General features: G+C 62.6%; 13 protein-coding genes. 3 read left to right on the top strand and 10 right to left on the bottom strand.

The features are described from left to right. Positions 1-251: 251 nt before the first annotated feature. The 6 genes from EKO19_RS11710 to EKO19_RS11685 all read right to left on the bottom strand — a co-directional run bounded on the left by EKO19_RS11710 (position 252) and on the right by EKO19_RS11685 (position 9,113). Entirely contained in the window at positions 252-953 is a 702-nt protein-coding gene (locus EKO19_RS11710; protein ID WP_129776594.1) for a DUF6901 family protein, read from the bottom strand. Next, positions 950-2,368, bottom strand: coding sequence for a nucleotide 5'-monophosphate nucleosidase PpnN (ppnN, locus tag EKO19_RS11705; RefSeq protein WP_129776593.1), 1,419 nt, complete (start codon positions 2,366-2,368; stop codon positions 950-952). Before ppnN ends, EKO19_RS11710 begins: the two co-directional genes overlap by 4 nt. 13 nt (positions 2,369-2,381) lie before the next feature. Continuing rightward, the gene (locus tag EKO19_RS11700; RefSeq protein ID WP_217705271.1) at positions 2,382-2,948 is read right to left on the bottom strand and encodes a L,D-transpeptidase family protein; all 567 of its coding nucleotides are present in this window, start codon (positions 2,946-2,948) and stop codon (positions 2,382-2,384) included. Between the two features lie 150 nt (positions 2,949-3,098). Then, positions 3,099-3,482 (bottom strand): hypothetical protein, encoded by a 384-nt coding sequence (locus EKO19_RS11695; protein ID WP_129776592.1) that lies wholly within the window; start codon positions 3,480-3,482, stop codon positions 3,099-3,101. Beyond that, positions 3,479-5,662 (bottom strand): LysM peptidoglycan-binding domain-containing protein, encoded by a 2,184-nt coding sequence (locus EKO19_RS11690; RefSeq protein ID WP_129776591.1) that lies wholly within the window; start codon positions 5,660-5,662, stop codon positions 3,479-3,481. Before EKO19_RS11690 ends, EKO19_RS11695 begins: the two co-directional genes overlap by 4 nt. 376 nt (positions 5,663-6,038) lie before the next feature. Continuing rightward, positions 6,039-9,113: a TonB-dependent receptor gene (locus EKO19_RS11685; protein ID WP_217705270.1), complete on the bottom strand. Its 3,075-nt coding sequence runs from the start codon at positions 9,111-9,113 to the stop codon at positions 6,039-6,041. Positions 9,114-9,503: 390 nt separating this feature from the next. On the opposite strand from EKO19_RS11685, the gene EKO19_RS11680 reads away from it, so the two are divergent. Continuing rightward, entirely contained in the window at positions 9,504-11,855 is a 2,352-nt protein-coding gene (locus tag EKO19_RS11680) for a glycoside hydrolase family 3 N-terminal domain-containing protein (protein WP_129776590.1), read from the top strand. A 71-nt stretch (positions 11,856-11,926) separates the two neighbouring features. On the opposite strand, the gene EKO19_RS11675 is transcribed toward EKO19_RS11680, so the two are convergent. From EKO19_RS11675 to EKO19_RS11660, 4 genes are read right to left on the bottom strand one after another with little or no spacing between them, the layout of a single operon-like run. Then, on the bottom strand, positions 11,927-14,596 hold the full coding sequence (locus EKO19_RS11675) for a glycoside hydrolase family 3 protein (protein ID WP_129776589.1): 2,670 nt from the start codon (positions 14,594-14,596) through the stop codon (positions 11,927-11,929). Between the two features lie 2 nt (positions 14,597-14,598). Next, the gene (gene manD / locus EKO19_RS11670; protein WP_129776588.1) at positions 14,599-15,849 is read right to left on the bottom strand and encodes a D-mannonate dehydratase ManD; all 1,251 of its coding nucleotides are present in this window, start codon (positions 15,847-15,849) and stop codon (positions 14,599-14,601) included. Next, positions 15,849-17,774 (bottom strand): sialate O-acetylesterase, encoded by a 1,926-nt coding sequence (locus EKO19_RS11665; protein ID WP_129776587.1) that lies wholly within the window; start codon positions 17,772-17,774, stop codon positions 15,849-15,851. The genes manD and EKO19_RS11665 overlap by 1 nt, the downstream gene beginning before the upstream one ends. Before the next feature lie 17 nt (positions 17,775-17,791). Continuing rightward, positions 17,792-19,930 carry an alpha-glucuronidase family glycosyl hydrolase gene (locus EKO19_RS11660; protein ID WP_129776586.1) on the bottom strand — a complete coding sequence of 713 codons (2,139 nt, stop codon included), beginning with the start codon at positions 19,928-19,930 and terminating at the stop codon, positions 17,792-17,794. A 188-nt stretch (positions 19,931-20,118) separates the two neighbouring features. Here EKO19_RS11660 and EKO19_RS11655 point away from each other — a divergent pair, with 188 nt between their 5' ends. Together EKO19_RS11655 and xylE are read left to right on the top strand one after the other, a co-directional pair. Beyond that, positions 20,119-21,201 (top strand): LacI family DNA-binding transcriptional regulator, encoded by a 1,083-nt coding sequence (locus EKO19_RS11655; RefSeq protein WP_129776585.1) that lies wholly within the window; start codon positions 20,119-20,121, stop codon positions 21,199-21,201. Positions 21,202-21,367: 166 nt separating this feature from the next. Next, positions 21,368-22,855 carry a D-xylose transporter XylE gene (gene xylE, locus EKO19_RS11650; protein WP_129776584.1) on the top strand — a complete coding sequence of 496 codons (1,488 nt, stop codon included), beginning with the start codon at positions 21,368-21,370 and terminating at the stop codon, positions 22,853-22,855. The last annotated feature ends 11 nt before the right edge of the window (positions 22,856-22,866 follow it).

The raw sequence follows: 22,866 nt of genomic DNA, 5'->3' as shown, positions 1-22,866 counted from the left end.
CACGCACAAGAGGAACTACATCACAGCGTTCGAGCGACGTCTCCAGAGTGCGACAGCCATCGCAAGGGAAGCACTACTGACAGTCGTGTCACGTCACAAAGCGCGGTGTTTTCGCGCTGTATTTAACCGGCCGTTATTGATTATTGGAGCGCTTGCGAAGCGTCGCGCGCAAAGCACACGGCTGAACGAGAGCGTTCAGCCACACGAGTGGAAAAAGTTCCGACACTCGGCGCGAATAACGAATGTTTTATTTATTTCGCGGCGAGCAACGCGGCGAACGCGGGTTTGATCTCATCGAGGATGTCGTGAATCGCCGCGGGCACCAGACTGCTGAACACATCGAGCAGCACGACCGCGTTCACGATCGCATCTTGCCGGCTCGCCGCGCGCAGACGCGTCGCCATGCCACGATTCACCGAGTGCATGCCGTGATACACGCGCTCGAGATCGTTCAACGCGAGATCCGCTGAACCACCGTTGCGAGCCGTGTAGTGCTGAGCGAGCAGATACATCGACGCCACCCGATACGCCGTTTCCGATTCGCTCGAGAACGGCAGATGAAACCGCGCCATCGGACGGAACACCGCGGTCCGCGGACAACCGCTCGAAGCCATGATCAACCCCATCAGCGAAGCCAGCGCTTGCTGTGCGGCCAGCGTCGCGACGACCTGCCGCTCTTCGCTTTCCACCGAGACTTTCACCTTGTCGTAGGAAACGATGTCGGTGAACCCATCGATCACTCCCGACAGCTGCAAGGCCGCGGGACAATGCGGCGTCTCGGCGGCATTGAACGGACAGCCGGTGCATTGATTGAAAGCGAGCGCGGTCCATGCCGGCGGTTGCGACACATCCGGCGGCGACAGCTCGGCCGTGTCGCGATCCATCTCCAGCTCGAAAACTCGTTCCTGGGAATCGGGGAAAGTGAAACGGTAGGTCAGCGCAACCTTGCTCATGCGACCAGCCGATAGCAGGGCTTGTACTCGCCCGCGATCTTCATGCGCTTCTGCCGCACGAAGGCCGACAGCAGCTGGTCGAGGAGTGTCATCACTTCCTTATCGCCGTGCAGTTCGAACGGCCCGTGTTCTTCGATGGCGTGAATGCCATTCTCCTTCACGTTGCCCGCGACGATGCCGGAGAACGCGCGGCGCAGATTGGCAGCCATCACGTGCGCCGGCAGATCCCGACGCAGCTCGAGGCGCGCCATCGCTTCGTGCGTGGGCTCGAACGGCCGCTGGAAGTCCTCGGGGATCTTCAGCAGCCAGTTGTAGTTGTACGCGTCGCTCTTGGTGCGTCGATATTCACGCACCGACTCGATGCCCTTGTACACCTCGCGCGCCGCCTGCGGCGGATCGCCGATGATGATCTTGTAGCGACTGCGCGCGGCGTCGCCCAACGTCGCGCCGATGAAATGATCGATCTGACCGAAGTACTCGGCCGCCGACGGCGGCCCGGTGAAGACCACGGGCAATGGCTGACCCGCATTGGCGGGATCCAGCAGGATGCCGAGCAGGTACAGAATTTCTTCGGCCGTGCCGGCGCCGCCCGGGAACACGATGATGGCGTGCGCGCAGCGCACGAACGCTTCGAGACGCTTCTCGATGTCCGGCATGATCACCAGCTGATTGACGATCGGATTGGGCGGCTCGGCGGCGATGATGCCCGGCTCGGTCATGCCGATATAACGGCCCTCGCGAATGCGCTGCTTGGAATGGCCGATGGTCGCGCCCTTCATCGGGCCCTTCATCGCACCCGGCCCGCAGCCCGTGCACACGCTCAGCGCGCGCAGGCCGAGCTCGTAGCCGACCCGCTTGGTGTAGTCGTACTCGGCCGTGCCGATCGAATGGCCGCCCCAGCACACCACCAGGTCGGGCCGGCCCTTGTAGTCCAGGATCCGCGCGTTGCGCAGGATGTGATAGACGGCGTTGGTGATGCTGACCGGATCGTTCAGATCGAAACGATCGCTGCCGAGAATGGCGTCGTGGATGTAGACGATGTCGCGCAGGACCGAGAACAGATGTTCCTTGATACCGCGGATCATCGAGCCGTCGACGAAGGCGCTCGCCGGCGCGTTCTTCACTTCCAGCTTGATGCCCCAGGCCTGGCGGCCGAGCTTGATCTCGAAGTCCTTGTAACGATCGAAGATGGCGCGCACGTCGTCGGACTCGAGGCCGGAGCTGAGCACCGCCAGCGCGCAACGCCGAAACAGCTCGTACACGCCGCTCTGCTTCGAGCTGAGCAGTTGCTGCACTTCACGCTGCGACAGGTTTTCCAGGCTGCCTAGCGGCGAGACTCTGGCGTCGACCACTCCTTCGGGTTCGGCCTGGGTTACCGAGGCCGAGGCGCGTCCGTCATTGGACGGCGCCTTCATCTTGCACTCTCTTTCACGGCAGGATCTCTATGGGCGTGTCGGGCGGCGTCATCAACCAGATTTCCACCATGTCCGAATTCGACACGGCGATGCAGCCCTCGGTCCAGTCGACATTTGCGTAGTAGTCGCGGGACTTCTTCGGGGTGTTCGGCTGGCCGTGGATCATGATCGCACCGCCCGGACGCAGGCCCTGGGCACGGGCGCGCCTCATGTCCTGCTCGTTCGGATAGTCGACCTGGATGGACAGGAAGTATTCGCTGTTCGGATTCCGGCGCGTCAGGCGGTAGCTGCCCTCGGGCGTACGGAAGTCGCCCTCGAACTGCTTGTGACCTTCCGGCCGCAGCCCGAGCGCAATCTTGAAGGTCCGGAGCGCGGCGCCGTTGCTCATCAGGAAGAGCTTGCGCTCGGCTTTGCGGACGACGATCTTGTCCGCCAATGGCAGCGCGGCTTCGACGCTGGAGGACACCAGCGCGGAGGACTGCAATGGCGTTTCCGCCCGCAGCGGGGCGGCGGAAAGAAGAACCAACGAAGCGGTGACTAGGGCAACAATGTTTCGCGGCATAAGGGTAGCGATGGTCAACGCTGGAAGAGTATAGCGTGGCTTTGTCTTATGTCGGCTCACAGGCCGTACCATTGAGTCTGTAGGGCATCGTCCGTGTCGAGTCCTGGCGACGCATGTTGACGGGCTTGGTGGGAAAAACCGTGAAGCAGGTCACCAACGCCGTCGGTGCTAATCGACCGATTCCAGGGTCACGCCGGTGCATTCCCGCAGCGCCGGGCCGGTTTCAGCCCGCAGCCGGTATTTGCGACCGCCGAACACCTCCACTTCCAGGGCGTGGCGCGAGCCGCCCTTGGTCTCGGCGATCCGGCAGTCCACCAGCAGGTTGTGCTTGCCTTCCAGCACCTCGACTGAAGTCTGGGTGACGCCGATGTCGTGACCGTCGACCTGGCGCAGGATCACGGTGACCGGCGAGCCGGCGGTGACCACCGGATCGCCCGTGATGCGGGCGACTTCGTCTTTGTCGCGCTTCGGGCCGTCATAGAGCTGCACGCTCATGCAGCCGCTGGCCAGGACCGCGACCGTCGCAATGAAACTGAGTCTGACTGACTTCAAGCCGATGGCTCCGAAACACCCGTGGCTTCGACCAGCGGGATCACCAAACGTGCCCCGGGCTGCAGCGAGCCGAGGTCCAGATCCGGGTTGTACTGGCGCAGCAGCCAGATGGGAATGTTGTAGCGCTGCTGAGCCAGCACCCACACCGACTCGCCGCGCTTGATCACGTGCTCGCTGGTGCCCTGGATACGGAACTGCGTGAAGAACGCTTCCTGCAAGGCACGGTGATATTCCGCGCGACGCGCCTCGAACTGGTCGGGCGTGACCTTGGAGAAATTCAGTTTCACCTTGCGACCGATCACCATCGGCGTGGCGATGGACATCCGGTTCAGCTGGCGCAGCTGGCTGGCACGCACATCGAGCCATTCGGCGTAGTGCCCGATCGTTTCCGTGGCCTGCACGATCACGGCGTTGTCCTTGACGGTGTAATCCGCCGGATCCGCCGACGCGGCAGCCGCCGTCCCAGGCACGAGCGCCGGACCGATTTCTTCAGCTTCGCGCTCCGACACCGGCTCGACGGCTTCCGCTTCGGCCGGCGGCTCGCTGACGGCAGCGATGGTCTCGACCGGCACTTCCGCTTCCACCGGCGGCCTGGCGCGCGCCGACGCGGCCAACGCGAGCACCTGCCCCTCGTAGATGAACTGGCGATTGCGAATGTTGTTCAGCTCCAGCAACTGGTCTTCGGTCAGTCCATGCTTCTTCGCGATCTTGCCGATCGTGTCGCCACGACGGACCACATAGCTCGCGTTGCCGACCACGCCGGTCGGAGGCGTCGGCTTGGCGGCTGGAGCGGCAGGCGGTGTCGGCTCCTTCGGTGCCGCTGCGACCGTGGCGGCCGGACGCGTGCCCTTGGAAGGCAACTCCAGCACCTGGCCGACGCGCAGACGATACGGACGATTCAGATCGTTCAGCTCGGCGAGCTGCTGCTGACTAACGCCGTAGCGGCTCGCGATGACCGACAGCGTCTCGCCGCTTGCCACGCGATGCTGAGAGTCGGCAATCGCGACTTCGACCGCCTCGGCGCCGCCGCCCGCGTTCAACTTGGCCACCACGCTCGTCAGATCGATGTGCGACGGCACTCGGAACTCATAACCCTTCGGCACATTGCGCGCGCCTTTCCACACGGTGTTCAGCAGCGCCGGGTTCAGACGACGCAGATCCTCCCGATCCACATCGAGGGTGGTCGCGATGCGGCTGGCCGGCAACGGCTGCGGCAGCTTCAACACGAGGCTGCTGTCCCGGACGTTGCGACGGATGCCAGGGAAGAACTTCTCCGGGTTCTGATCGATTTCCAGCGCGGCCAGGAACGCGAGATAGAAGTTGCGCGAAGCGAAGCCGAACGAGCGGCTCTCATACTTGCGCACGATGGTGGTGATGTCGCTGGTGCCCAGCTGTTCCTGAGCGCGCTTCATGCCGCCCGGACCGTGATTGTAAGCGGTCAGCGCCAACGGCCAGCTGCCGAGAATGATGTAGTTCTGTTCGAGGAAGCGCGCAGCAGCCTCGGTGGAGCGATACGGATCGAGACGCTCATCGACCACCGCGTCGATGCGCAGGAAGCGACGACCCGTGCTTCGCATGAACTGCCACATGCCGGCGGCGCCGACCTTGGAATATGCGTACGTGTTGAAGGACGACTCGACGTGCGGCAAAGCCGCCAGCTCGCGCGGCAGGCCCGCCTTGGCGAACGTATCGGCGATGTGGTCGTGCCACGCGCCCGAGCGCACCAGGCCTTCGCGGAAGCGATCGGCCTGACCCAGCTGGAAACGCACTTCCTCGGACGCCTGCTCGAACCGCGAGCGACGCGTGTTCTTCGGCCACAGCGCCTGAACGCGCAGTTCCTCTTCGCTCAGATCGTCGGCGCCGCTGGCGAGACGATCAAGGATGTGCGAGTACTTCTTCTTCGCGTCATCGATGCGCTTGGAGCGCGCCTTCGGCGCGATGTCCGAAGGGAACTCGAGCTTTTCGTAGACGACGCTCAGGTCTTCGGGATCATGCAGCAGACCGCCTTCGGTCGTGACCTCGGTGTAGATCCGGCGCCAGAACGCGATGTCCGGTTCCAGCTCGGCCGGTCGCACAAAGTGCTTGCTCGTACTGGAATCCGCGCGGGCAGGCAGCACCAGCGCCATGGCCAGCGATGTGAGCAACAACAGTAGAGCGAGGCGATACGAGGTCGTCTTCATGAATCCGGCAGCGGAACGGGAAAATCCAGGCAAGCAAGACTATGTAAAACCTTGGCGCTTGCACAGCGGTGCAGTTCGCAGATTGCGACAGGCACAGCCCTACGGCATTCCCTGATTAAAAGCGACCGATCGGACATCCTGTCACGACGGTCGTGTTCCGAGGAAAGGCGTCGTCGCAACGATCAAGATGGCCTCGGAACCGCTACTCGCGTGGCGTGGACACATCCATGTGTCCATTCGCCGAGACTCGGCTGCCGGTTGCGACGGCGTGGCGGGAATAAAAAAACGGCAGGAGCGTTGCGTTCTCCTGCCGTTAAAAGTCGTCGACGGGTCACCACCGGGGGTAAACGACAGCACCCCCGTCGACGTCTCTCGATCAGAACTTGCCGCGCAAACCGACGATCACGGTGCGGCCGGGTTCATATTGAGTGAAGGTCGCGTTCGGGAACTGGAAGTACTGGCGCTGTTCCTCGTCGAACAGATTGATCACGTCCACCGTGATCTGGGGAATCGCGTCGGACAAGCCGAACATCGTCGCCAGGTCGAAGCTGGACGAGAAGTCCCACTGCTCATAGTCGTCGTTGTACAGCGCGGCGGCCGCGATGCCGTTCTGATTCAGGCCCGACGCTTGCGAGCCCTCCGAGAACGTCGTCGACAGACGCGCGCTGATGCCATGGTTCTCGTAGTAGATCGTCGCGTTGTAAGTTTCAGGCGCGACACCGACCGCCACCGCCGGCACCTGGCCCTCTCCCTTCTGATCGACGATCGTGTAGTTGGCGGTGAAGCCCAGGCCTTCGAGACCGATGCCCGCGAGCAGGAAATCCAGCGGCTGCACCCAGTTGAACTCGAGGCCGTTCACCGTGAGGCGCCCGTCCGCGTTCACCTGCTGATTCAACACGACCGTGGCCGCGTTCGGGCCGCCGCGCGAGTTGATCGCGTTCTGCTGATCGCGGGTCAGGCTGTCGAACGTCACGCCGTAGATCGCGAGATCGGTGAACGGCACCGTGCGCGAGCCGAGCACGGTGAAGCCGTTGATGCCTTTCCGGAACGCGGTGGCACCGACGTAACCTTCCTTGCCGGTGTAGAGCTCGAAGCCGATATCGAGGTTGTCCGAAAGGAACGGCTTCAGATCCGGATTGCCGACCGTGCCGACGTCGGCCGACGGCGTGCTGAAACCCAGGCCGGGCAACATGTCGTTGGGATTCGCGCGCGTCATCGAACGAGAGGCTGCGGCGCGGATCACGACGTTCTCGGTTGCGTTGAAGGCGACGCTCGCCGACGGCAACCAGTTCTCGTAAGTGCGCTCGGTCTCGACGAAGTTCACGACGTTCGGATAGCGCGAACCGTCGGCGATCAATGCGCCGCCCGCCAGCGTGTTGCGCGGATCGCTGATGGAAACGCGACCGCCGACCGTTTGATCGGTGGTGACGTAGCGAACGCCGACGTTGTAACGCAGGCGCTGATCGTTGATGTCGAAGTCGCCGTTGAGCTCGGTGAAGAAGCCCGTGCTCTGTTCGCGAATCAAACCACCGTTGGCGCCGGTGTTCGACGAGCCGGCTTCCGGCGAGGCGTTGTGGAACGCCGCGTACTGCGAATCACGCGCGAAGGCATCCCAATTGGCCGTGATGAAACCCGGACCGGGACGCAGATAGTTCGCCAGCGCCGACTGCGGAATCAACGAGCCCTGATACACCAGCGCCGGGAAGCCGACGGAAGCGCCGGTGCCCAGGCCCGGATACGTCGGATAGCCCGCGGGCGCGGCGCCCGGTGAAGCTAATCCCTGACACGCCGGCTGCGTGTTCGGTGCCTGCACGAAGACATTTGGATTGTTACCGCAGGCTGCGTTCTGCCAGGCCTGGCTGTTGTCGAACGCGCGAATGCGACGCTCGACGTCGTCATAGGCGCCGCCGACACTGACACTGAACTTGCTGTCGCCCCATGTGAGGCTGGCGCGCGTGCCCTTCGTTTCGGTCTCGCGCTCCTCGTCCTGCATGTTCACTCGACCGCCGGTCCAGCCGAAGTTGGCCGGATTGTTCAAGTCGAGACTGCTGACGATGTTCGGAATGCCGCCGTTGTTGGTGTACTGCACCGTCATGCCGGAGTTCGCCGGCGTGCTGACCAGGAACGTCGGCGATTCACGATGGAATTCGCTGTGCGTGTAGTCGCCCTGCCAGTTCAAGCTCAGCTTGTCGGTGAGCTGCCAGCTGAAGCCCGGATTGGCGCCGTAGAATTCCGTGTCCTCGATGAAGGGCCGGTATTCGAGGAACGCCTGCGCATTCGCGAATGTGGCGCTGGTGACCACGCAGCCCTGCGCACAATTGGCCCGATCCACCTGCATGTTCAACGGAATCATCGCGCCGTTGCGACCGACCAGGTTCATGTCGATACGCTCCAGATCGTTCTCCTTCTTGCCGTACATCGTGTCGAGGTAGGCATGGAAGTCGTCGGTGGGCCGGAATTCGAAGCTGGCGACGGCGTTGTAACGATCGCGATCGCCTTCGATCACCGCCGGACGGCCCAGCCGGGGAATGATGGCGTTGTCGATCTGTTGAATGGTGAGGCCCGGATTGTTCGCGAGCAGGAACGCTTGATCGATGGTCGCGCCCGGCGTGAGTCCGTTGCCGGCGAGCGTAGGCACGGTGGCCGGAATCGTGAAATTGCCGCCGCCCGTGGTGTTACAGGTACCGCTGCACTGACCGGCGGTGAGATTGGGATTGGTCCAGCCGATGGTTTCAAAACCCGTGGTTTTCACCTTGTTGTGAACGCCGGCCACGCCGATCAGCGCACCGAAGCTGCCCCACGTGTTGCTTGCGACGATGGAACCGCGGCTGCCCATCGAGTCCGCGTTGCTGTTGTCGACGCCTTGGAGCGAATAAGCGATGCGCCCGCCCTCTTTGTCGAAGGGACGCGCGCTGCGCATGTTCACGGTACCGGCGGCGCCGCCTTCGAGCATCGCGGCCGTTGGCGTCTTGCTGACAGTCAGCTGTGAGAACAATTCGGTTGGAAACAAATCCAGATCGACTTCGCGATTCGTGCTCTGCGCATCGGTACGGCCGGTGGAAGCCACCGCGACCGGCGCGCCGTTGAGCAATACCTTGGTGAAGTTCGTGCCCAGACCGCGAATGGCGATGTTCAGGCCTTCGCCCGAGGTCTCACGGCTGATGGTGATGCCGGGGATGCGATTGAACGATTCGGCGATGTTGGTATCGGGAAACTTGCCGATGTCCTCGGCAAAAATGGCGTCGAGGAAGCCCACCGCATCGCGCTTGGCGCTGGTGGAGTTCTCCAGGCTCTGGCGATAGCCGGTAACGACCACCTCTTCGAGCGCCGTGTCGTCGTTCGCGGCAGCCTCCTGTGCGTGCGCCAACTGCGCCTGGCTCAGTACAGCAGCGATGCAAATGCTCAGCGCTTTACTGCGGGCGAGACCCGCATCCAGTTTGCGAATACTCACAATCCCCTCCGGTCACGAACGTTATGAATCGCGTTGACATCGGCAATGAGGGAGGGATGGTTGTTCTCTCCCCCTGACAATTCGATCTTTATCTTGGCCATCCACTCAGTCGGCAGTGGCGATTTGATGATAGCGCTCACAATTCAGGAAATGCAACCACCTGAATGGGACCGAACTCACAAACTGGCAAAGCCGGCCGACGCAGCCGCTGTGGCGCCGGCGCCATCTAGAAAAATCGTCTAAAAATCCCGGTATCCGCGCCTGATGTCGGCACGCCACAGAGCATGGCGCGGCCCGGCGGACGGCATTCACAACAACGATTGACCCGGTCGGGAGCCTCAGTTGATGATAACGTTATCAATCTAGAAATTATCGGCGCACGGGGGATTCATGGTGAGTGCATTTCGCCTGGCCACGGTTGTGGCCACGTTGTTGATTGCATCGGACGCATCGGCGCAGGTACGCAACGACCGCCCTGTCTATAAAGACCCCGCCGCTCCCGTCGAGCAGCGCGTGCAGGACCTGCTCTCGCGCATGACGCTGGAAGAAAAGATCGCGCAGATCACGGCGGTCTGGACCGGCAAGAACGATCTGCTCGACGCCAAGGGAAATTTCAGTCCCGAGGCCGCGCAACGGCTGTATCCAGCGGGCATCGGTCATTTCACGCGTCCCAGCGATCGTCAGAACGTCGGCAGTCCGCTGAGCACGCCATTTCGTAATGAGCGTGAAACCGTTGAATTGATCAATGCCATCCAGCGCCATGCCGCTCGCAGCACGCGACTGGGCATTCCGGTTTTGTTTCATGAAGAAGGCCTGCACGGCTTTCAGGCGCTCGGCGGCACCTCCTTTCCACAAGCCATCGCACTGGCCAGCAGCTGGGACCCGGCGCTGCTCGAGCGAGTCTTCACGATCGTTGGTCGCGAGATTCGCGCCCGCGGCTCACAACTGGTGCTGGCACCGGTCGTCGACGTAGCGCGCGATCCGCGTTGGGGACGCTTCGAGGAAACCTACGGCGAAGATCCCTATCTCGTGAGCACGATGGGCGTGGCCGCCGTGCGTGGCTTCCAGGGCACGACGTTGCCACTCGCCAAAGATCGAGTGTTCGCCACCCTCAAGCACATGACCGGTCACGGCCAGCCCGAAAGCGGCACCAATGTCGGCCCAGCAAACATTTCCGAGCGCATTCTGCGCGAAGTGTTCTTCCCGCCGTTCCGGGCCGCGGTCGCTGCCAACGCTCAGGCGGTGATGCCTTCGTACAATGAAATCGACGGTGTGCCGTCGCATGCCAATCGCTGGCTGTTGCAAGACATCCTGCGCGGCGAGATGGGGTTCAAGGGCGCGATCGTGAGCGACTACTTCGCGATCAAAGAGCTCATCGACGTTCACCACATCACGACAAACCCGATGGAGGCCGCCGTCCGCGCCTTGAAAACCGGTGTGTCCGCCGATCTGCCGAACGGCGAAAGCTTCGCGCTACTGCCCAAGGCATTGGCTGAAGGTCGCATCCGGCAAGCGGATATCGATAGAGCGGTCGCCGATATGCTGCGGCTGAAGTTCCTGGCAGGCCTGTTCGAACAACCGTATGCGGATGCCAGGTACGCCGAGAAGATCACCGGCAACGCCGAAGCACGCGCGCTGGCGCTCGAAGCCGCCCGCAAGACCGTCGTGCTGTTGAAGAACGACGGCGTGCTGCCGTTGCGTGCGGACGGCTTGAAAACATTGGCCGTCATCGGCCCGAACGCGGCTCGCGTCGAACTGGGCGGCTATTCGAACGTTCCCAAGCACGTCGTGACGCTGCTCGACGGCATCAAGGCGAAGCTCGGCCAGCGTGTGAATGTCGTGTCGGCCGAAGGTGTGCGTCTGACCGAGTCGGGCGATTGGTACACGGACGAAGTCATCCTCGCCAAGCGCGAGGACAATCTCGAACGGATCAAAGAGGCGGTCAAAATCGCGCAGGGCGCCGACGCCATCGTGCTCGCGGTTGGCGGCAGCAGCGCTCTGCATCGAGAGGCGTGGGCGAAGAACCATCTCGGCGACAGCCTCAATCTCGGCCTCTGTGGCGAACAGAACGACCTGGCGCAGGCGATGTTTGCTCTCGGCAAGCCGGTCGTCGTGGTGCTGATCAACGGTCAGCCGCTGTCGATTCCCGAAGTCGTGGAGAAAGCCAACGGCGTGATCGAAGGCTGGTATGCCGGCCAGGAAGGCGGCACGGCGCTCGCCGAGGTGTTGTTCGGCGACGCGAATCCTGGCGGCAAGCTGCCTGTCACCGTGGCACGCGACGTCGGACAGCTGCCTTACTTCTACAACCAGAAGCCCAGCGCGCATCGCGGTTATCACTTCGAATCGAAGGAGCCGCTGTTCCCGTTCGGCTTCGGCCTGTCCTATACGAAGTTCGAGCTCGGCGAACCGAAGCTGTCGAGCGCTCGCATCGATGCCGCCGGCAGCGTGAAAGTATCAGTGGATGTTCGTAACACCGGCGGCATGCAAGGAGACGAAGTCGTGCAGCTGTACGTGCGCGACGTCGCCAGCAGCATCACGCGTCCGGTGAAAGAGCTCAAAGCCTTCCGCCGCGTTTCGCTGCAACCGGGCGCGTCGACCACTGTGGAATTCACCCTGGCCAAGGAGGCATTCGCCTACTGGAACGAGCAAATGAAGTACGTGGTCGAGCCCGGCGAATTCAGCATCATGACCGGGCCCAATTCGGTCGATCTCAAGTCCGCGACCTTGACCGTCGGCGACTGAATCGACCTCGACTGCAGTCACGACATTGGCGTCCGCCGTGCTTCGGCGGACGCCCCTTCCTCGAGACGAGATCAGCGCTTCACTTCAAACGTCTGTCGGGCGCGAATATCCGCGCTCGACGCGCCAACCTGCACCTCGTACTTGCCTGCTTCGACCGCGTAGCGATCCGCGTTCACGTCATAGTGCCGCAGATCGTTGGCAGCCTTCAGCGTGAAGCTGACGTTGCCCGCCTCACCCGGCTTCAGCGCCACTCGCTTCACTCCGCGCAGATCCTTGTTGGCCCACTGCTGCTTGGAATCCTTCGGCGCGACATACAGCTGAACGACGTCCTCACCCGCGCGCTGCCCGACGTTCTTCACCGTGAGCGACGCCTGGATCGTTCCGTCCGGAGCAACATTCGCGCGATCCAGCTTCAGGTTCGAATACTCGAAACGCGTGTAGGAGAGCCCGTGCCCGAACGGATACAACGGCTGCCCCGTGAAGTATCGATACGTGCGGCCCTGCATGGCGTAGTCGTCGAAGGCCGGCAGCTTCTCGTTCTCCTTGTAGAACGTGACGGGTAAACGCCCCGACGGATTCACATTGCCGAACAACACATCGGCCACCGCGTTACCGCCGCGCTGACCGGAATACCACGCCATCAAGATCGCAGGCAGACGCTGCTGCGCCCAATCGACAGCGAGTGCCGAACCACCCGTGAGCACCAACGCCACCGGCTTGCCGGTGGCCTGCAGCGCCTCGAGCAGTTTGCGCTGGCTGCCGGGCAAACGCAGATCGGTGCGATCGCCGCCGGCGAAGCCTGGATAGCTCACCTTCATCTCTTCGCCTTCGACATCGCCGGTCAGACCGCCGACGAATACGACAGCGTCGGCACCGCGAGCGGCATCCATCGCTTCCTCGAAAGGTTCTTTCGCACCCGGACGCCGCCAGCCCAGACGCACTTCGGCGTCGCGAATGTCTTCGAAGTATTCGAGCTTGATCCGATAGGCACGCCCCCCTTCGAGATCGACGCTGGCCGTGTGACTCTTCACGCGCTCATTGAGATCCCAGCCGTCGACGATCAAGCGATCGTCGATATACAGACGCACGCCGTCATTGGCGCCCACGACCAGCTCATACTTGCCCGACGTCGGCGGCAACAGCTGACCGGTCCAGCGAACGCTGAAGTCATCGCCTGCCAACGCCTGCGCGTTCGACAGCTCACCTCGCGCCGCCAGGTCATCCGTCGGCGCGCCGCGATCCCATCGGAACGCGATTCGCGAATCGATGCGAGTCAGCACCGGTGCGCCGGCAAAGTCGCGACCCCGGAAGTACTCGCCCTTGAGTCCCTGCTCCTTCGAGCTCGCGTCGGGCCGCAGGAAGTTCGCATCGATCAGCGGCACCGCTCGCGGCTCTTCGCGACCCTCGACCAGATCGACACCCCGCGAATACACCACCTTGGTCTGCTTGCCGACCGCCTCACGAATGCCCTGCAGGATCGTCACGGGCGCCGCCGGCGTGCCGTAGTAATTGCCCAGCAGCGACATGACCTCATCCGCCGTCGGTCCGATGACGGCAATCGTCTTGATGTCGCGCGACAGCGGCAGCATGCCGTCGTTCTTCAGCATCACGATAGACGACTGCGCCGCGCGCCGGGCCAACTGATCGTGCCCGGGCGACTGATTGACCGAGTACGGAATCTGCGCCCAACGAACGCGCTCCGGCGGATCGAACATGCCGAGCTTGAACCGCGTCAGCATGAGTCGGCGCACCGCTGCGTCGATCTCAGCCTCGCTCACCAGCTTTTGCTTCACGGCCGGGACCAGCGCGTCGTAAGTCTTGCCGCAATCCAGATCGCATCCAAAGCGCACGCCAAGCGCCGCGGCTTCGGGTGCGGTGCCAACGATCTTGTGATGTTTGAAGATGTCCTCGATGGAGTCGCAGTCCGACACGACGTAGCCATCGAAGCCCCAGTCCTTGCGGAGGATCTGCTGTAACAGTCGCGGACTGGCGGAGGCCGATTCGCCGTAGACGCGGTTGTACGCGCCCATCACCGATGCGACACCGCCCTCCTGCACCAGCGCCTGAAACGCCGGCAGGTAGGTTTCATACAGATCGCGCTCGCTCGGGTGAACGTCGAAGTGGTGGCGATCCGCCTCGGGCCCGCTGTGAACAGCGAAGTGCTTGGCGGTAGCGTCGACCTTGCGATACTTCGGGTCGTCGCCCTGCAAGCCCTTCACGAACGCGACGCCCATGCGCGAGGTGAGCCAAGGATCTTCGCCGTACGTTTCCTGGCCACGGCCCCAGCGAGGATCGCGAAAGATGTTGATGTTCGGCGACCAGAACGTCAGGCCCTGATAGCGTTTGCGCAGGCCGCGACGTTCGAACTCGTGATGCTTGGCGCGTGCCTCATCGCTGATGGCGGTCGCGATCTCGAACATCATCCTGTCGTCGAAGGTGGCGGCGAGTCCGATGGCCTGCGGGAATACTGTCGCCGCACCGGCGCGCGCGACACCGTGCAATGCCTCGTTCCACCATTCGTATTCGGGCACGTCGAGTCGCGCAATGGCGGGCGCGTTGTTGCCCAGCTGCGCGACCTTCTCTTCCAAGGTCATGCGCGACACCAGGTCGGCCGCGCGATCTTCGAACGATTTGCTCAGATCCTTGTAGACCGGTTGCTCGGCGAACGCTGACGTAGCAAGCGACAGCAACGCGGCAACGGTCACGGCAAGTTTGGTCGATCCCGACTTGGTGTAGCGCATGGTTACCAATCCCACATGGAGCCGTCTTCCAGACGAGCGATAGGCAGTTGTTTGGGCGAATAGGGATAGCGGGCCGCGAGCTTCTCGTCGATGCCGACGCCGTGGCCCGGCGACTCACCGCAATGCAGGCGACCATCCCGGAACTGATAGTCGTGAGGAAACACTTCGTCGGTTTCCCTGGCGTGATGCATCCATTCCTGAATGCCGAAGTTCGGCACCCAAGTATCGAAATGCAGCGCCGTGCCCATGCAGACGGGCGACAGATCGGTTGCGCCGTGGAAGCCCGTGCGCACTTGATAGAGCGATGCGAAGTCCGCCAGCCGACGCACATGCGTGATGCCACCGGCGTGCACGATGGTCGTGCGGATGTAGTCGATGAGTTGATTCTCGATCAGATGCTTGCAGTCCCAGATCGAGTTGAACACCTCGCCGACAGCGAGCGGCGTGACAGAGTGCTGGCGAATGACCTCGAACGCCTTTTGATTCTCCGCGGGCGTCGCGTCTTCCAACCAGAACAAGCGGTACGGCTCCAGGCTGCGCGCCAGCCGCGCCGCCTCGATCGGCGTCATGCGGTGATGACCATCGTGCAGCAGCTCGACATCGTTACCATGATCCACGCGCAACTGCTCGAACAGCTTCGGCACGATCTCCAGATACTTCGGCGTCGACCACAACGTTTCCAGCGGCAGCTGCGTTTCGGCGGGCTCGTAGGCCTTGCCGCCGCTCGCGATTCCATACGTCTTCGCCAGACCCGGCACAGCGCATTGAGCACGAACCGCGCGGAAGCCCATATCGATGTACTTGCGGACTTCATCACTGGTCTCGGCGATGTCACGACCGTTGGCATGTGCGTAAACCAGCGCACCTCCGCGCGAACGGCCGCCGAGCATTTGATACAGCGGCAGGCCTGCGAGCTTCGCAACGATGTCCCACAACGCCACGTCGACAGCAGCGATCGCCGTCATCGTCACGGGGCCGCGACGCCAATAGGCGCCCCGATAAAAGAACTGCCAGGTGTCTTCGATGCGACCGGCGTCCCTGCCAATCAGGTTGGGAACGATGTGTTCCTGCAGATACGCGGCGACGGCCAGCTCGCGGCCGTTGAGCGTGGCGTCACCGAGGCCGGTGATTCCCGAGCGGGTCACGATCTTCAACGTGACAAAGTTGCGGCCCGGACAAGTCACGATCACTTTCGCTGCGACGATCTCGCGATCTCGACTCGAGCCGGCCACCGACGCTGCTTCGACACTCATCACTTGACCTCGATCTGAAACGGCCCCGCCGGCAGCGGAGCTTCGTCGTATAGCGTGCAGACCGGGCTGTCTGCCCAACAGTAACGAACACGAGTGGCGCTGCTTGCGTTGGCGCTCTTCAGAATCACGCGCTGTCCCTGCAGCGTCGCTTCGGCGTACTCACAACTGCCTGCAGACGAGCCGCATGTTTCGAAACCAATCGGCCGCGCAGCGCTGTAAGCCACGAGCTTGCCCGTGGTGTCGGTGAATTCGACAGAGACCGCGTCACCATCGCGTCGTGCACTCACCGGCATTGGGCCGGACGGCGGAGCCGCGTCCTTGTACAGAAGGTGTCGAGCCGCTCGCGCGAGTCGACGAGCGACCTCCTGTTTGTTCGCCGGATGCACATCGGTGCGCTCGCCCAGATCGACCGCAATCGCCAGACCTGCATTCCCATCGGCGTTCACAGCGAGGCGCTGGCCTTCGCGAAGATTTGCCCAGCCACTTTCGGAGGGCTTTGACGAGGCAGGCCCGTAGCCCGCCAGTTGCACCACGAAGAACGGTGTCTTCGCGCCAAACTGCGCGCGCCAATCAGCGAAGAAGCGTGTCAGCAGCGCCTGATACCGATCGCCTTCATCGGTGTTGGATTCGCCCTGATACCAGGCGACGCCACGCAAGCTCAGATTCGACAGCGGCGCGATCATGCCGTTGTGAATCACGCCCAATCCGGCAGTAGCTTCCCAAGGTGCACGCAATGGAAACGCGGCGTTGGCAGGCGGCAATCGATAGCGCCATTCTTTGTTGAGCACGACGCTCGAACCATCGGCGAATCGAAGCGCGCGACTTTCCATCAAGCCGGGCAGCCCGCCGTTCGCGTAAGTATCGAGGATGCTGACGACGACAGAATTCTCGCCTGCGTGCAGCACATTCGGCGGCAACGGATAGGACTTCTCACCGCCGGGACCTGCGGCTCCGACCAGTCGGCCATTGATCCACGCCTGATCCGACTCATCGACCCGCCCCAACGCCAACGTGGCCTGCTGCGACGCTTGTGACTTCGTCAAAGTCACACTTGTCCGATACCACAGCATGCCGTCGTACCTGGCCAGCTCGGGGACGCCCCAGTCCTCCCAGTAGCCGCGCTCTACGGGTGCCAGCTTCCACTCTCCCGTCGGCTTCGCACTCCAGGGCTGATCCTTCGCGCGCTGCCGATACCAATCTTCCCAGATGCTTGCCCACTGCGAATTCGCAGCGAATGGATCTTTACTCGACTGCGCCAATGCATCCAAAGCGCGATCGTAACCGCCCATGGAACGGAGCGCGGACGCGGTCATCCACGACTGAATCTTCGAGCCGCCCCAAGCGGCATTGATCAAGCCCATCGGCACCTTGTCTTTCTTCTGCAGCTCGCGCGCGAAGTACAGACAAAGGGCCGAGAACTCCGGCACAGTCGTCGGCGACGCCTTCAGCCACTGCACCGGACCGACGAACCCGTACTGAGGAACGGGATTGTTCGCCAGCGGCACAGTAAGCATGCGAATGGAATCGTTCGTGGAGTTCGCGATCTCGGACCGGGAGTCGAGCGCGCGATGAACCTGCAGGACCATATTGGATTGGCCGGAGCACAGCCACACGTCGCCGATCATCACATCGTCGACAACCTGCTTTTCACCCGACGCCGCAGTGACGGACAGTTGATATGGGCCGCCCGCGCCCATGCCTGGCAGGCTCAGTCGCCACAGCCCGGTCGAATCAGCTTTCGCCTGCGAGCTGGAGTTCGCCAGCGTGACCGTCAGCGACTCGCCCGGCGCGGCACGCCCCCAAACGTTGATGGCCTGCTCTCGTTGCAGGACTGCGTGATCCTGAAACAAGTCGTGCAGGAGCGCCGCGTTCGCACTCGACGCAGCCACCAACGACAGCATCGCGCCCGGGAGCCACTTCGACATACAGCGAGCCCTCATGATCAGTGATGCCCAGGCGCGTATGGGAATTCCAGCGATTTGTAGTAATCGAGCGAATGCTCGGGCGGCGCGAAGCCGGCGGGCAGCGGTCGCTTAGAGAAAGTCTGGAAGTAGGCGATGCTGGCGTCACGCCACCACTTGGCTTCCTGCTCCTGAATCCTGAGGAACGCGGCGACCTCCTGGTACCGCTCGGTATCGACGAACGGCGCCAATCCCTGCCACGTTCCTGCCATCTCGTGCACCGTATCGACGCCCCGCGTGTATCGATACACCAGCTCATCCCACAGGATGCGACCGGACTGGGTGCGATAGTCCCAAGGCACGTGATGGAACCACAGCAGGAACTGTTCGGGCACGCGCTTCAGATCGCCGAACTGCGCAGCCACCGGCGGCGCGTATTGAGCGACGGCATTGCTACCCGTCTTGGTGCGATCGAAGCCAATGCCTTTCGCATCGGCGCGATGGTAGTAAACAGACGTCCAATCTGCGCGCGGCCCGCCTTCAACCCATGGGCCCGGGCCGTAGTGATGACCGCGCCCCATCAAGTGATGCAGACCCAGCGGCGTCATGTAGTCGACGACGGCCTCGTGCGATTTCATCATCATCGCGACCACGGGCCGCACGAACTGCGGGTCGTTCGAGAATGTCATCCGCACCCACTCTTCGGCGATGTCCTTCGACGACAGCATCGGATTCCAGGCAAGCCGGCCGAACGCATACCAGTTCGCCTGCTCGAACTGAGCGCCGCTCCAGTTGCGATCGGTACCAATGTTGGCCACGCCGGCGATGGCGGTGTGGGCGTAGTTGTCGATTGAGCCGTCGAGGACTTTGGCGACCGTAGAGCCCTGGCGCGGACGATGAGTGTCCGCGCGCAAAACTTCTTCATAGAACGCGCCGAGGTAGACCAGGTGGGTCGCGAAGCCCAGATATTCCTTGGTGATCTGGAACTCCATGGCCAGCGGCGTCCTGGGCATGGCGCCGAACAGCGGATGGAACGGTTCGCGCGGCTGGAAATCGATGGCGCCGTTCTTCACCTGCACCAGCACGTTGTCGCGGAACTTGCCATCGAGCGGAACGAACTCGTCGTAAGCCTGCTTGGCGCGATCGTCCGGCTGCTCGTGCGAATAAACAAACGCGCGCCAGATCACCATGCCGCCGAACGGCTTCACCGCATCGGCCAGCATGTTCGCGCCGTCGGCGTGCGTGCGGCCGTAGTCCTGTGGACCAGGCTGTCCCTCCGAGTTCGCTTTCACCAGGAAGCCGCCGAAGTCAGGAATGTATTTGTAGACTTCCGCCGCCTTGTCCTTCCACCACTGCTGCACGCCCTGGTCCGCGGGATCGGCGGTCTTCAAGCCGCCGATCTCGACGGGCGCACTGAACCGTGCGGTGAGAAACACTCGGATGCCGTAGGGGCGAAACACGTTCGCCAGCGCCGCCGCCTTCTCCAGATACGGCGCGGTCAGACTCGTCGCATTGGCATTGACGTTGGTGAGAACTGTCGCGTTGATACCGATTGACGCGTTGGCTCGCGCGTAGTCGGTGTAACGCGGGTCGAGATAATCGGGCAGCTTGTGCCAGTCCCACAGCGAAAAGCCCGAATAGCCGCGCTCGACGGTGCGATCCAGATTGTCCCAATGATTCAGCATGCGCAACTGGATGCGCGAAGACTCGGTGACGTTGAGGTTCCCCAGCGGCTGCTGGGTCTGTAACAGGCGCAGGAAATGAAACACGCCGTACAGCACGCCCACGTCGTCGTTGGCGGCGATCACTACCACCGTTTGGTCGTCGGCCCGACGATGTCGAATGACATAGCCCTGCGCGGCCAGTCCCTGCAATCCCAGATCGAGCTGAGCAATCTGCGGGTTCGATTGCGGCGTGCCTATGATCAAGCCAGACGCCGACACACGCTCAACAGAAGCCGGCCGCTGCGACAGCAAGCCATTCAACCCACGCAACAGTTCGTCTTTGGCCACCGCCAGCGTCGGTGATGGAGTCGGCATCACCAGCTGGGACGTGGCCGGTGCATAGAGCGCGCGCTGTTCGGCAGGCAATGGGTGATAACGCAGCCAGAGCTCATAGCCGTCTTCGGCCGCCGCCGGCCGCATGAAAAACGCCGCGCACAGAGCCCAAAGAGACAACATCGATCGAAACAAAGGCGCGCACCCGCCACCCAGCGAACGATGCCCTGGTGCCATCACTTCCCCCTACCATCGACTGACCGGACTTTTGGTAACGGTACCATGGGTAATCGACGCGCTTCCACCCTTGCCGGTCCGAGGCAATAATGTGATGAATTCCTTGGGCCTGCCGGCCCGCTGCTCAGACCTTCATGCAAAACGCACCTCGCAAAGCCAGGAACTCGGCCAATTCGACCCGTCGCAAAGGCGCGGCGGTCACCATCCATGAGGTGGCTCAGCGCGCCGGCGTGTCGCCGATGACCGTGTCCCGTGTAGTCAACGGCAATGCCAATGTGCGAGCCGCGACGCGCGAGTTGGTGATGCGAACGGTGCGCGAGCTCAACTACACACCGAATGCCGCAGCCCGTTCGCTGGCGGCCGCGTCGGGAACGCGAATCGCGCTGATCTATACCAACCCGAGCTCCGCTTACTTGAGCGAGTTGCTGGTCGGTGCGCTCGACGGCGCCAGCAAGGCAGCGACACAACTCGTGCTCGATACTTGGGATCACATGACGCGAGCGACCGAACGGGCCGCCGCTCGCAAGATCGCGCAGAGCGTGGCGGGCGTGATTCTTCCGCCGCCGCTGTGCGAATCGAAGGCCGTCTGTTCCGAACTGGTGGCCGCTGGAATTCCAGTGGTAGCGATCGCGTCCGGACGCTTCCAGCCCGACATTTCCGGCGTGCGCATCGATGACTTTCGCGCAGCGCAAGAAATGACCGAGCATCTGATTTCATTCGGACATTCGCGCATCGCCTTTATCAAAGGCCATCCCAATCAGACGGCCAGCGCCCTGCGCTACGAAGGGTTCCAATCGGCCATGGCTGCGGCCGGCATCCCGGTCGATCCCACACTCGTTCAGCAAGGCTTTTTCACTTATCGGTCCGGCCTGGAAGCGGCCGAGAAATTGCTCGCGCGCAAGAAGCCGCCCACAGCCATTTTTGCCAGCAACGACGACATGGCCGCGGCCGCCGTGTCGGTAGCTCACCGCCGGGGAATGGATGTACCGCGCGACATATCCGTAGTCGGCTTCGACGATACGCCAATCGCGACGACTGTCTGGCCGGAGCTGACCACCATTCGCCAGCCCATCGCCGCGATGGCCGCCTCTTCCATCGACCTGTTGTTACGTAGCATTCGTCGGCGTAAGGACGGTGAAGCCCGTGTCGTGGTCGATCACGTCGTGGCTCACGTCCTGGTCAAGCGCGACTCGGTGGCCGCCCCCGCTCCGGGCTGATTCCGCGCTTCGGAGCGCACTCCCCTTTGCTGCTCCGGCGTCCCGGCAGGGCGAGGTCGCGCTTGAATTTTGATAGCGCTATCACTACGCTCGTCATGGCATGAGGCCATTGAGAGCCTCAGCACCGCCAAGCCACTCACAAGCGTCATCTCAGGGGGCGCAATTTATGTCACAGGGGATTCCCCAGGCCGAGCTGAATCCCACGCTGGTGCGTGGACTTGCGTTCGTTGCCGCACTCGGCGGACTGCTGTTCGGTTACGACACGGCGGTCATTTCCGGTGCCGTCGGCGCCATCGACCATAACTTCATCGACCCGCGAGGCCTGTCCGAAACCAGCGCGGCCAGTCTGTCCGGCTGGGCCATTTCCTGCGCTTTGCTCGGTTGCGTGATCGGCGCGGCATTGGCTGGCCCGATGTCACAGAAGATCGGCCGGCGCGGCGGTCTGCTCGTGTCGGCAATTCTGTTCATGCTGTCCTCGGCCGGCTCCGCGTTTCCGGAATTCGGCTTTTTGTGGATCGGCGGCAAGGGCCCGGACGCACTGACGGCCTTCATCCTGTATCGCATCCTCGGTGGCGTCGGCATCGGCGTGGCCTCGATGCTCTCCCCGCTCTATATCGCCGAGATCGCTCCGCCCAAGCAGCGCGGTCAGCTGGTCACTTATCAGCAGGTCGCCATCGTCGTCGGCATGACGCTGGTGTACTTCGTGAATTGGTTCATCGCCTCGCAAGGTGACGATCAGTGGGTGGTCTCGACCGGCTGGCGTTACATGCTGCTGTCGGCCGCGTTGCCCGCCGCTTTGTTCTTCGCGCTGTTGATGCTGGTCCCGGAAACGCCGCGCTGGCTGGTGATGAAGGGCCGCATGGATGAGGCACGGAATGTTCTGGCACGCCTGACCAACGAGGCCGATGCACGCGTGGTGCTGAAAGAGATCGACGAGTCGCTGCACGAGCGCACCGGCAAGTTGTTCGCTTTCGGCACGCTGGTGATCTTCGTCGGCATCATGCTGTCGGTGTTCCAACAGTTCATCGGCATCAACGCGGTGCTGTACTACGCGCCGCTGATGTTCCAGAACATGGGCGCTTCGACCGACAGCGCGCTGCTGCAGACCATCATCGTCGGCGTCGCGAACATCGTGTTCACGCTGGTCGCGCTGGTCACCGTGGACCGCTGGGGCCGCAAGCCGCTGCTGATCCTGGGCGGTGTCGTGATGGCGGTCTCGATGCTGACGCTCGGCTTCCTGTTCAACAGCCACAACGTCGGCACCGCCGCGCTGGTCGCCGTGGTCGCTTACATCGCCGGCTTCGCGCTGTCGTGGGGCCCGGTGGTGTGGGTGCTGCTCGCCGAAATCTTCCCGAACCCGATCAAGGGCAAGGCGATGGCGATCGCCGTGGCCATGCAGTGGATCGCGAATCTGTTCGTGTCCTGGTCGTTCAAGGTGCTGGACGGCAACTCGGCCTTGAACGCGATGTTCAACCACGGCTTCTCCTACTGGATCTACGGCGTGATGAGCGTTCTCGCCGCGCTGTTCGTGTGGCGTTTCGTGCCCGAGACCAAGGGTCACAGCCTGGAAGCGATTCAGCACCTGTGGATGGCAAAGCCCGACGGCCACCCCACCAACGCTTCGTCCAAGGCCAGCACTGCCAACGCGCTCTGATCGACTCAGCC

The organism is Peristeroidobacter soli, assembly GCF_004138485.1.
In the GTDB taxonomy this organism is placed as follows: domain Bacteria; phylum Pseudomonadota; class Gammaproteobacteria; order Steroidobacterales; family Steroidobacteraceae; genus Steroidobacter; species Steroidobacter soli.
This window is presented reverse-complemented; position numbering and strand designations above follow the sequence as displayed.

Coding starts and splice junctions, on each gene's coding strand:
- manD (WP_129776588.1), bottom strand. CDS start 15,849: ATGAGTGTCGAAGCAGCGTCGGTGGCCGGCTCGAGTCGAGATCGCGAG.
- EKO19_RS11660 (WP_129776586.1), bottom strand. CDS start 19,930: ATGTTGTCTCTTTGGGCTCTGTGCGCGGCGTTTTTCATGCGGCCGGCG.
- ppnN (WP_129776593.1), bottom strand. CDS start 2,368: ATGAAGGCGCCGTCCAATGACGGACGCGCCTCGGCCTCGGTAACCCAG.
- EKO19_RS11690 (WP_129776591.1), bottom strand. CDS start 5,662: ATGAAGACGACCTCGTATCGCCTCGCTCTACTGTTGTTGCTCACATCG.
- EKO19_RS11680 (WP_129776590.1), top strand. CDS start 9,504: ATGGTGAGTGCATTTCGCCTGGCCACGGTTGTGGCCACGTTGTTGATT.
- EKO19_RS11710 (WP_129776594.1), bottom strand. CDS start 953: ATGAGCAAGGTTGCGCTGACCTACCGTTTCACTTTCCCCGATTCCCAG.
- EKO19_RS11655 (WP_129776585.1), top strand. CDS start 20,119: ATGCAAAACGCACCTCGCAAAGCCAGGAACTCGGCCAATTCGACCCGT.
- EKO19_RS11665 (WP_129776587.1), bottom strand. CDS start 17,774: ATGTCGAAGTGGCTCCCGGGCGCGATGCTGTCGTTGGTGGCTGCGTCG.
- EKO19_RS11675 (WP_129776589.1), bottom strand. CDS start 14,596: ATGCGCTACACCAAGTCGGGATCGACCAAACTTGCCGTGACCGTTGCC.
- xylE (WP_129776584.1), top strand. CDS start 21,368: ATGTCACAGGGGATTCCCCAGGCCGAGCTGAATCCCACGCTGGTGCGT.